Consider the following 12990-nt stretch of genomic DNA (forward strand, 5'->3'; position numbering starts at 1 on the left):
CCCAACTTGCATTGTTTGTAGAATTTCTTTGTAAGAAATTCCATATGTTGGGGCCCCGCCGGCAAGGATGGGTAGGATTGAAAGAAGCTTGATATAAGCGCACTTTTAATTCAGACATCTACTGCCAATATGTTAAAGAAGGCTGAGACAATTAATTATGTCCCAGCCTTTTTTTATGCAGAAAATAATTACCGCAATATTTATCGGTTCGGAAATCAAAATTTTAATTATATTTTATTAATAGGTTAAAATTATTTTTACCAATACTATATTTTAAATATTATAGATGATAAAATTAAAAAGACTTAAAAAGATTGTGTTTAATTATAGTGTGAGCAAACTTGAATTGAGTCAGTATACATCATGTGATAAAAGACTACTTTCATTTAACAGACAACAAAGAATTAACATCTAGGAGGACAATTAAATGAATCTATTTAGAAAACAGAAATTCAGTATAAGAAAATTTAACATTGGTATCTTTTCTGCATTAATTGCTACTGTAACTTTTTTAGCGCATCCAGGACAAGCTTCTGCTGCAGAACTAGATTCGCCTCAGTCTAATAATCCAGAAGGCGCTACATTGGATGAGACTGCGCAACCATCACAAGACCCTAATGTAAATCCACAAGCAAATAATGAAATTGACCAAAGCAATGTTAATCAAGCTACTGATAATCAATTACCAATTAATGCTCAAGACAATGCACAAGCTCAAAGTAATGATACAGAACAAACACAATCACAAAACGCTAATAATGAAATTAATCAATCCAATGAGGAAAATAATGCGTCTGACGCTAATACACTTCCAAAAAATGAAAATAGTGAAAATGACATACATGTTGATAAATCAACACAACATCATATAGAAGCAAAATCTGAAAATAAATCTAAAAAAGATGTTAAAAATACATCTCAACCTATCACACCAGATGCTAAAGCAGTCATTGAAGAGTCTGATATTCCTAAGAAAAGAAGTAGAAGAGAAACACCATTATATTCAAGTCCATCAACTACGAATAATTTAAATGATGATAGTTTAAATACAGATCCTAATTTGAATAATACAGGACGTCGCAGCCCTAAAATGATTTTAACCTTTGATGACACAGGTATCACTACAAGTACAGATAGACGAAATCCTAAAGTTACAGTTGTAAACCATCTTGATGGATTTAATTTAATAGATGGTGGTAGCGTTGGATTTATAAATGCAATCGCTGAAAGAACAAGTGTGTTTGATTCTGGTGATCCTAAAAACTATCAAGCCCAAGGTAACGTATTAGTACTTGGTAGAGCCAAAGCTTCTAATACAAACGATCATGGAGATTTCAAAGGGATTGAGAAAGAGATGACTGTCAATCCGAATTCCGAAGTAGTATTCGAATTTAATACGATGACAACTCAGAATAGTCAAGGTGGAACAAACCTAATTATTAAAGATGCTGATACAGGTCAAGAGTTATTAAATCGACTTATTCAAGGTGGATATTTATACCGTTTATTTAATGTTCCTAATAATGTCAGAAATATTAAAGTTCAATTTAGACCTAATAATGAAGTGATGACAAAACTTAATGGTGTTAGAACACTTAGTGACGGATATAAATATTATGACTTCATCGATACAATTGGTATTAACTCAGGTTCACATTTATATATTAGCAACAGAAATATCAATGCAACAGCTAAAAATAATACTGAATTTACAGTTGCGACGACTGTTACAAATGATGGGAATACATCTGCTTCATTAAAAGATGATGAATTTGTTTATACTTTACATTTACCGGAAGGTATTCAATATGTGGACAATTCATTAACTGTAAGTACGCCAAATGGAAACGTTGCTGGTCAAACACTCAACCCTATGAATGTGACTTATGATAGAAACAATAACACTGTGACAATTAAAAGTAGAGGTTTAAATTCTAATGGCGCTAAAGTGGATGACAGTAGGTTAGTTGCTAAAAAGGCTTTAAGATTACAATATAAACTTAGAGTCAATAACGTAGATAAACCTAAAACTGTACAATTTACAGATAATTTTAGTTATAAAACAAATGCTGAAGAAGCAATGAATGGAGAAATAAATACTAGTACTGTTAATTCAACGCCATATAATGTGGATATTGTAATGAACAAAGATCAACTACAATTACAAGTTGATCAAGAGGTCGTTCCTTCGAATTATACGTATGCTTCAGTTCAAGCTTATAATAAATTAAAAAAACAAGCACAACCTATTCTTGATGAAGAAGCAGATGGTGTAGAAGTTGCTGACAGAAAGTCTCAAGCAGAGATCGATGCACTAACACAAAAAATGTCAACAACGCTTATAAACAGATTAGATGCTACACGTCAAATCAATGACAAAGCACGTGAAATGATTAGAACTAACAATCAAAATGATGAACTTACTGATGATGAAAAAGATCAAGAAGAGGAAAATATTGATCAACATAAACAAACATATTTAAGTAAAATAGATGATCAACTAACTAATGAAGGTGTTACTAGTGTAGTAAATGAAGGAATAGCTACTTTGAACAATGATATAGCAGTACCTCAAACTAAGCCGAATGCGCGAACTGCAGTCAATAATAAAGTGACTGAACAAAAAGCACTTATCAATCAAAATACTGAAGCTACGAATGAAGAAAAAAATGTCGCAATTCAAAAAGTTGAAGAACATTCAACTGATGCACTTAGTAAAATTGATGAGGCTCAGTCAGATTCTGATGTTAATACAGCAAGAGATGAAGGGATTAATCAAATTAGTTCTGATGTACCTCAACCTCAACATAAAGCCAAAGCGCGAGAGGTTATTAATCAAAAAGCACAAGATAAAGTCAATGAAATTAATAATAACGCACAAGCCACTCAAGATGAGAAAAATTCTGCAATTGATAATGTAAATCAAGCTAAGGAACGTGCATTACAAAGTATTACTAACGCAGATACAAACGATAAAGTTGATTCCGCTAAAAATGACGGTGTGAGTGAAATAGGTCAATTAACTGTCACACCTATTAAAAGACAAAATGCCATTGATGAAATCAATGCGAAAGCTAAACAACAAAAGCAAGTCATTCAAGGAAATACTGAAGCAACAAATGAAGAGAAAGCAGCAGCAGAAAATTCAGTAGATCAAGCTGTGGCTACTGCGATAGCAAGCATTAATGGAGCAAATACGAATGATCAAGTAGATCAAGCTCAAAGTAATGGTGATAATGCAATTACTGCAATCAATCCAGTTGCAAAAATTAAGCAAGATGCACGTCAAGCGATTGAAGCAAAGGCTCAAGCTCAACAACAACAAATTAATTCAAATAATAATGCGACGACAGAAGAAAAACAAGAAGCACTGACTAATGTTAATACGCATAAACAAGAGGCGTTAAGTAATATTGATAAGTCACATTCAAATCAAGAAGTTCAGACTGCACAACAAAATGGTGTAAACACGATTAATCAAGACCACCCTCAAGCTTTGAAAAAACCACAAGCGATTTCAGAATTGAATCAAAGTGCAGAACAGAAAAAACAAAGTATAAGTCAAACGCCTGATGCCACTGATGAAGAGAAATCAGCGGCAAATAATCAAGTGGATCAAGCTTTAACTGACGGCATTCAACAAATAAATCATGCCAATGGAAATGACGATGTTGACAATGCTAAAAATAATGCGACACAAACACTCACTAATGTTACTGTAAATGTTCAAAAGAAACCTCAAGCTAAGCAAGGTCTTTCAGCAAAAGCTACTGAAAAACTTAATGCAATTAATACTGATAATGAAGGTACAAATGAAGAAAAAGCTACGGCTACGCAAAGTGTTACTGACGCAAAGACAAATGCTGAAAAACAAATCAACCAAGCTACTTCTAATCGTGATGTAGACGTTGCAGAGAATACTGGAATCAATAATATTAATAGCATTCGTCCTGTATTCACTAAAAAGCAACAAGCTCGCGCTCAAATTAATGATAAGTTTAATGCAAAAGAAGCTGATATTAATAACACACCAGGTGCAACACAAGAAGAGAAAAACGAAGCCATCACTAAATTAACTCAAGCTAAAGATAATGCTTTACAACAAATCAACCAAGCGCAAACGAATGACAATGTTGATGCGGCTCAAAATGATGGTATACAAGCTCTTGAAAACGTAAATACAAATGTAGCAAAGAAACAACAAGCTAAAAATGACATCAATCACGTTGCTACTCAACATAAGCAAGCGATTCAGAATAATGATGATGCAACAAATGAAGAAAAAGAAGTAGCAAATCAATTGGTAGACGCAGCGATTAACAAAATTAACACCAATATTGATAATTCGACTACTAATGCACAAGTAGATAATGCAGTTAATGATGGTACTCAAACTATCAACGCCATTACGCCTGCAACTACAGTTAAATCAAATGCTAAAAATGAAATAGATAGTCAGACTGCTAATAAAAAAGTTAAGAACCAAAAAGCTACTGATTCAACGGATGAAGAAATAGAAGAAGCAAATCGTAAAGTAGAAGAAGCTCAAACTGAAGCGAAAAATAATATCCAAATTGCTAATACTAATGATTTAGTTAATGAAGCAAAATCAAATGGTATTAGTAAAATGAACGCAATAACGCCTGCAACTACAGTTAAAACAGATGCTAGAAAAGCAATTCAAGACAAAGCAACTGAACAAATAGAATTAATTAAGGCAACGCATGATGCTACAAATGAAGAGAAACAAGCAGCTATTGCAAAAGTGAAGAGTGAATTAGCAAAAGCACAAGCACAAATTAATGCAGAACATACTACACAAACAGTAAATGATGCTAAAACTAATGCAGTATCAGTAATTGGACAAATTACTGCTCAACCTATTGAAAAACAAGCTGCCAGAGATGCCATTAATCAAAAAGCAAATGAACAAACTACAGCCATCAATGCTAATAATAACGCTACAGATGAAGAAAAAGCAGAAGCCAATACTAAAGTGAATGTTGCTAAACAAACTGCTTTGAATGCTATCGACAATGCAACTACAAGTCATGATGTAAGTACTGCTAAGACTAATGGAACAACTAGTATTGGAAATGTAGTTCCTTCAACTAACACTAAAACTAATGCTAAAAATGACATCGACACTGCTTTAAATAAACAAATTGAAACAATTAATGCTCATAATACGGCTACAACAGAAGAAAAAGAAGCAGCTGTTCAAATAGCTAACCAAAAAGCGACTGAAGCTAAAGAGAATATTCAAAATGCGCATAATAATGAAGGTGTAAATCAAGCTAAAACTAATGGTATTGATGAAATTAATATTGTAGTACCTTATGCGCATGAAAAAGATGCAGCCAAAGAAGCAATACAAAATAAGAAAAATGATCAAAATAATGCAATTAACGCTACACCTAACGCAACGGATGAAGAAAAAGAAGCAGCTAAAGTGAAGGTTACTGAAGCTGGACAATTAGGTGACAGTAAAGTGGATCAAGCTCAGACTAATCAACAAGTTACTAATGCTAAAACTGAAGCAGTCAATAATATTGATAATATTCGTCCGAACGTTGTTAAAAAGCCAACAGCTAACAAAGAAATTGATGCTAAGTTTGAAGAATTGAAACAAGCGATTAATGCAACACCTAATGCAACTACTGATGAAAAGAATGAAGCAATCCAACAATTAATTGCTAAAAAAGAAGAAATTAAAAATCAAATAAGCCAAGATAATAAAAATGATCAAGTAGAGCAACACAAAGTAAATGGTTTACAAGAATTAGAAAATATTCACGTAAATCCAGTTAAAAAATCGGAAGCTATTCAAGCTGTTGAAGAAAAAGTTAATTCTCAAAATGGTTTAATAACTAACAATGCTGACGCTACAGATGAGGAAAAAGCAAATGCCAAACAACTTGTAGAAGCAGCTAAAAATAAAACCATCACTAACATTAATGAATCACAAACAAATAGTCAGGTAGATAACGCTAAAAATTCTGGAATGAATGAGATTGGTGCAATACAACCAGCTACAACAATTAAATCTGATGCAAAAACTGCTATAGACCAAAAAGCACAACAACAATCAACGATTATTGATGGAAATAATGATGCAACCGATGAAGAGAAAACTGAAGCTAAAAATTTAGTTGAAGCAGCTAAAACAGAAGCAAAAGGAAACATTACTTCTCAACATACAACTAGCGAAGTCAATGATGCAAAAGCAACTGGTATAGAGAAAATCAATAACATTCAACCTGCGACTGCTGTAAAAACAAATGCTAAACAAGATTTACAACGTAAAGCGGACGAACAAAAAGAACAAATTAATCAAACTCCAAATGCTACAGAAGAAGAAAAACAAGAAGCAATTACTAAAGTTAATACAGCATTAGCTGAAGCTACTCAAAAGATTAACCAAGCGCATTCTACAAACGATGTAAATTTAGCTAAAGACGAGGGCATAAATACCATTAACGGTATCCATCCAACAGTTGCTAAGAAACAGAACGCAATTAATGAACTTACTCAAAAGGCAAATGAACAAAAGACATTAATTTCACATAATAACGACTCAACAGATGATGAAAAGAATGACGCTAAACAATTAGTAGATGCTAAACTAGCCGAAGAAATTCAGAACATTAATAATAGTACAAGAGATGCGCGAGTAGATGCTGTTAAAGAGCAAGCTATAAATGAAATTAAAGCTATTAATGCTCAAGCTCATAAAAGACAAGATGCAATCAATACGTTAACTGCCCAAGCAGAAAGTAAAAAAGCTGATATTAGAAATAATAAGGATGCTACAACAGAAGAGAAAAATACTGCTATTCAATCTATTGACGCTGCTTTAACTCAAGCTAGAAATAATATTAACGGAGCTCAAACAAATGCAACAGTTGATGAGAAATTAGAAGAGGCTAAACAATCATTACAGCAAATTGAAGTTACACCTCAAATGAAACCTAATGCCAAAGCAGAGATTACAAATGCAGTTAATAAACAAAGAGAATCAATTAATAGCAATCAAAATGCAACAACTGAAGAAAAAGAGGCTGCACTTCAACAACTAAATCAAGAAGCAGCTATAGCAAACAATAATATCCAAGAAGCATTAGCAAATCAAAATGTTACTGACGCTAAAAACAACTCGTTAAATGCTATTGCAAATGTTCAACCTATATTGGTTAAAAAACCTGCAGCTAACGATGTAATTAATAAGAAAGCATCTGAACAAACAGAATTAATTAATAATAACCAAGACGCTACAACTGAAGAAAAACAAGTTGCATTAACTAAACTAGATGCAGTTAAAAACACAGCTTTAGAAAATATAAATCAAGCACATTCGAATGAAGATGTTCAAAATGCAGAAAATGCAGGAGTAGCAGAAATATCTAAAATTGTTCCAGAAACAACTGTTAAACAAAATGCTAAACAAGAAATAGAACAAAATGCTCAAAATCAAGTTGATATAATTAATGGCAATCCTAAGGCAACAGTTGAAGAAAAAACAGAAGCTATAAATAAAGTAAATACAGCGAAAGCAGAAGCAATAAAAAATATAACAAATGCTACAACAACTCAACTGGTTCAAGATGCCAGAGATAATGGAAACGAAACTATTACACAAATCGAACCAGAAACAGCCGTTAAAACAAATGCAATTCAAGCTATTGCTACTGCAGCTAAAGATAAAAATAATCTTATCGATCAAACTGCAAATGCAACTGCAGAAGAAATGGAAGAAGCAAACAATAAAGTAGATCGTCTACAAGAAGAAGCAGATGCAAATGTAACTAAAGCTAATACAACGGATGAAGTCAATAATATTAAAGCTCAAGCACTTCAAAATATTAATGCTGTCCAACCAGAGGTTGTTAAAAAGCAGAATGCTAAAAATGAATTAAATCAATACGTTGAAAAACAAAAACAAGTTATTGAAAGTACTCCAGATGCTACTAAAGAAGAAAAAGATGAAGCGAAAAAATTACTTAATAATGAAGTAGCTTCAGCAACCGGAGCAATTAATAACGCATATCATAATAGTGAGGTAGAAACAGCACTCAATGATGCGAAACCAAAAGTAGAAGCCATTGTACCTAAAGTAAGAAAGAAACGTTCAGCTTTAGATGAATTACAAGCTACTGCAGATAATCAAATCCAGAATATCAATCAAAACACTGAAGCTACAGTTGAAGAAAGAAATGAAGCATTAGCTAAAGTAAATACAGCGCTTGAAGAAGCTAAAGCCAACATTAATAATGCTCAAACTAATGATGAAGTAGATAATCTTAAAGCTTCTAATACTCAAAAGATTGAACAAATTCAACCAGTGACTGCGGTGAAAGCAGATGCTAGAAAAGCTTTAAATGAAAAAGCTCAAGAACAAAATGTCGCAATAGATAATAATCCAAATGCAACTATAGAAGAAAAAATTGCAGCGAAAGAATTAGTAAAACAAGAACTTGAAACTGCTAAATATAGAGTGAATCATGCAAATACAAACCAAGATGTTCAAGACGTGGTAACTTCTGATTCTAATACAATCGCTCAAATCCAGCCTGCTACTAAGATTAAAGATGATGCTAAAGCTGATGTAAATGCAGAAAATGCTAAAAAGCAACAAGAAATTGCTAATAATAATGAAGCTACTACTGAAGAAAAAGATGTAGCTCAACAGCAATTAAATCAAGTTACAAATAACACTAATAAAGCTATTTTAGATGCGCCAGATACAAATCAAGTTAATGTAGAAAAAAATAAAGGCGTAAATTCTATTAGAGATATCAATCCTCAAATAGTCAAAAAACCAGCTGCTAAAGCAGAAATTGATAAAGTAGCTAAAACTAAGAAAGAGGAAATAAATCAAATACCAAATGCAACAACAGATGAAACACATCAATCTTTAAATCAATTAAATCAAGTTGTACAAGAAGCAAAAAATCAAGTTGACCAAGCTCAAACAAATGCACAGGTAGATCAAGCGCAACAAGATGGTGTAAATAAAGTCACTAATTTAAAACCAGCAGTTGCTAAAAAACAATCAGCAATTGATGAAATAAACCTAGCAAAACAAAATAGAATTAATGAAATTAGTCAAGAATATAGTGCTACTAAAGAAGAAAAAGATGCCGCTAAACAATATATTACAAATGAAGCTCAAAAAGCTATTGAACTCATTAATAATGCTCAAACGAACGTAGATGTAGACAATGCTAAAAATTCAGGTTTAGATACAATCAATCAGTATAGTCCTGATTATAGTAAAAAGAAAAATGCTATTTTAAAACTTTATGATGTAGTTGATGCACAAGAAGCTATTATCGATGCGTTCCCTGATGCTACTGAAGATGAAAAACAAGAAGCAATAAATAAAGTTGAAGCATTGCTACTTGATGCTAAGAAACAAATTGGAGACGCTCAAAATAATGATAATGTCGATGCAATCTATAATGAAGCTTCAAATCAAATCAAAGCGATTATGCCGGATGTAATTACTAAATCAAACGCCAGAGATGTGCTTAAATCTTTAGCAAATCAACTTATTCGTACCTTTAAACATACTCCAGATGTTACTGATGAAGAGCGTAATGATGCTATTAGTCATGTCAGAGATCAATTGAATGCCGTATTAGGTGCAATTGACAAAGATACGCGAGATGTTCAAGTTGCCCAAGAAAAAATATTTGGATTAAATGATCTAAATAGTATTGTTATCAACGTTATCCAAAAACCGACTGCTAGAAAAGCTGTAAATAAAAAAGCCGAAGAGATTAACGCTTCAATTAACAATACGCCGAATGCAACAGATGAAGAAAAACAAGTCGCATTGGATAAAGTGACATCCATTGTTAATGATGCTAATGATAGAATTCGTAATGCCAAAGCGGATAGTGAAGTTCTAACTGCAAAAACTGAAGCTATTACTTTACTTTCAGCAGTGAGTCCAGTGGTGGAAGCTAAGCCTTCAGCTTTATCTGAAATCCAACAACAAGCTACGAACCAAAAGGCCCAAATAAATCAAAATAGCGAAGCGACTAAAGAAGAAAAAGAAGCGGCTATTCAATTAGTAGATCAATATGTTAAACAAGGTGAAGATAGACTCGATGTAGCAACTAAAAATCAACAAGTACAAGAAATCAAAGATGATATTAAAGAAAAGATTTCAAATGTTACACCGTCAGTTAAAGTAAAACCTGAAGCATTAAAACAAATTTTAGCTAAGTTAGATAACCAAAGAGATTTAATCAACAATAACGCTGAAGCAACGGATGAAGAAAAAGCTGCCGCAATCGATAAAATAGTTGAAGCTTCAACTAAGTTTGCTACAACAATTGATAATGCAACTACAAATGAATCCGTAGAAAATGCTAAAAATCAAAGTATTGAAGAAATAGCGATGATTTTACCGGAAGTGAGTAAAAAACCTCAAGCTAAGTTAGAATTGAAACAAAAAGCAGATGAAATTCGTGCTACGATTAATTCAAATAACGATGCAACTACAGAAGAAAAGAACGCAGCTATCAATACTCTAGATGAATTATTAGCAAAAGCGAATGAAGCAATTCAATCAGCTCATACAAATGCAGAAGTAGATAAAGCTAAAGAACTTGCATTACCAGATATTCAAGCCGTTAAAGTATTAGCAGTTGCTAAACCGCAGGCTAAAAATCAAATTCAAGCTATTTTTGATAGAAAACAAAGTAAGTTTGAAACAAATAAAGAAGCAACTAAAGAAGAAAAACAAAAAGCTTTAGATGAACTTTTGAGTGCTATTAAATCAATCAATAATTCAATTCAAAATGCTCATACAAATGCAGAAGTTACCGAATCCCTTAACGATGGTATTGCTAAATTAGATGCGATAGAAATCACAGCACGTAAAAAAGCATTAGCAAATACTTATTTACAAGGACTTAGTGATGAAAAAATTCATGAAATCGAATCAGATAATGACGCTACAATAGAAGAAAAACAAGTATTTACTAGTAAAGTTAAAGCGTTATTAAATCGAATTCAATTACAAATTGCTGAAGCAGAAACTAATGAAGATGTAGATAATAGCGTTAAAAACTTCAAAATTGAATTAAACAAATTAGACTTAAAAGCACATAAAAAACTAGCCGCTAAACAAAGAATTCAACAAAAAGCGAATGAAATCATCCAAATCATTGAAGCTAATAATAATGCGAGTGCACAAGCTAAATTAGCTGCAAAAGCTTTAGTTTCTAAGATATTAGATGACGCTTACGAAGAAATCAATGAAGCAAACCATGATGCAACAGTTGACGAAATAGTTAAAAAAGCGATTGAAAAACTTAAAGCTGTCAAAGTTAAAGAAGATCTCAACGTTTCAAATGAGCCTTCTAAAGACACTTCTAATTGCGATAGTGAAACTAACACAACTCAAGAAACTGTTGATCAATTACCAGATACAGGAGATTCAAATGATTCTGCACCATTAGCAGGAGTAGCGCTTATCTCAGGATTAGCTTTATTAGCAGCACGTAAGTCTAAAAAAGATAAAAATGCATAAAAAATAGACTCATCTCAATAAAAAAAATTAAACCTTCTAGGTAACAAAACTTGTTACTTAGAAGGTTCTTTTTCAATTAGTTATTCGATTCTGTAGTGAAAGAGCCGGCGTACGTACCAGCTACATGACCAGTTACTAAAGCGCTCGTTATATTGTAGCCGCCAGTATAACCATGTATATCTAATACTTCACCACATAAAAATAATCCCGGTACAATCTTAGACATCATCGTTTTAGGTTGGATTTCTTTTAATGATACACCGCCGCCTGTGACAAAGGCTTTATCTAAAGGTTGGGTGCCATTAACAGTAAACGTAAATCCTTTTAAATTAGAGATAAAATCGTTGAACTGTTGATTAGATAAATGGTGCGAAGTTGTTTCATCATCTATTTGAGATTGTTCTAACATAAATAGTAAATATCGTTCTTCTATAAGACCACGTAAGCTATTTTTCAAGTATTTATCTGGTTCTGCATCTAATAAAGATTTTACTTTCTGAGTGAGTTGGTCATTATTTAAATCAGGAAAAACATCTAATTGCATTTTAATATCTTGCTTCTTCTGATTTTTTTGTTCTTTATATACGAATTGGCTACATCTTAAAGCAGCTGGACCGCTAACTCCAAAATGTGTGAAAATCATATCCATTTGATGACTAATTCTTTTTTTACCATTTTTCTTTAATACTGATAATTCGACATCTTTTAAGCTCAAACCTTTGAGTTGCTTTGATTTAATAAAAGGTTCGTTCGATGTAATAGGAACCTCAGTGGGGAAAAGCTCTGTGATTGAATGACCCAACGATTCGGCAAACTTATAGCCGTCACCTGTTGATCCAGTTTGTGGTACTGAAGTACCGCCAGTAGCAATAATTAATGAATGACTTTGAAATTCACCATTTTGTGTTTTGACATTGAAAATATCGTTCTCATAAGAAACGTTAGTTACTGGAGTCTCTTCCATCACTTTAACTTGATTATTTTTGATTTGTTGGACTAACGTATCCACCACATCTTGAGCTTTATTTGATACTGGAAACATGCGTCCATGATCTTCCTCTTTTAACTTAACACCACGACTTTCAAAAAAGTCGATGATTGATTCATTGTCAAAGACAGAAAAAGGGCTGTATAGAAATTTACCATTACCTGGAATATTTTTAATAATTTCCGCATAGGGGAGGCGATTTGTCACATTACAACGACCGCCACCTGAAATTTTTAATTTTCGACCTAAACCTTTTTTCTTTTCAATTAACAACACATTGTCACTAACTTCACTTGCGGCTACTGCAGCCATTGATCCACTAGGGCCACCGCCAATAATTATAGTTTGATACATTGAGTTACCTCCATATCTTCTTGGTACTATTGTATAAGACTGATTCAGTATATTCTAATAAAATTAAGGTATGAGATGACAAAGTGTAAAAATGTAATTATAA

General features: G+C 32.7%; 2 protein-coding genes. One reads left to right on the top strand and one right to left on the bottom strand.

The features are described from left to right. Window positions 1-427: 427 nt before the first annotated feature. The gene (locus HMPREF2580_RS04970; protein ID WP_070830806.1) at window positions 428-11545 is read left to right on the top strand and encodes a SasC/FmtB family protein; all 11118 of its coding nucleotides are present in this window, start codon (window positions 428-430) and stop codon (window positions 11543-11545) included. A 76-nt stretch (window positions 11546-11621) separates the two neighbouring features. On the opposite strand, the gene HMPREF2580_RS04975 is transcribed toward HMPREF2580_RS04970, so the two are convergent. Further along, window positions 11622-12887 carry a BaiN/RdsA family NAD(P)/FAD-dependent oxidoreductase gene (locus HMPREF2580_RS04975; protein ID WP_070830808.1) on the bottom strand — a complete coding sequence of 422 codons (1266 nt, stop codon included), beginning with the start codon at window positions 12885-12887 and terminating at the stop codon, window positions 11622-11624. Window positions 12888-12990 lie beyond the last annotated feature (103 nt).

The sequence above is a fragment of the Staphylococcus sp. HMSC036D05 genome (assembly GCF_001836225.1).
In the GTDB taxonomy this organism is placed as follows: Bacteria; Bacillota; Bacilli; order Staphylococcales; family Staphylococcaceae; genus Staphylococcus; species Staphylococcus caprae.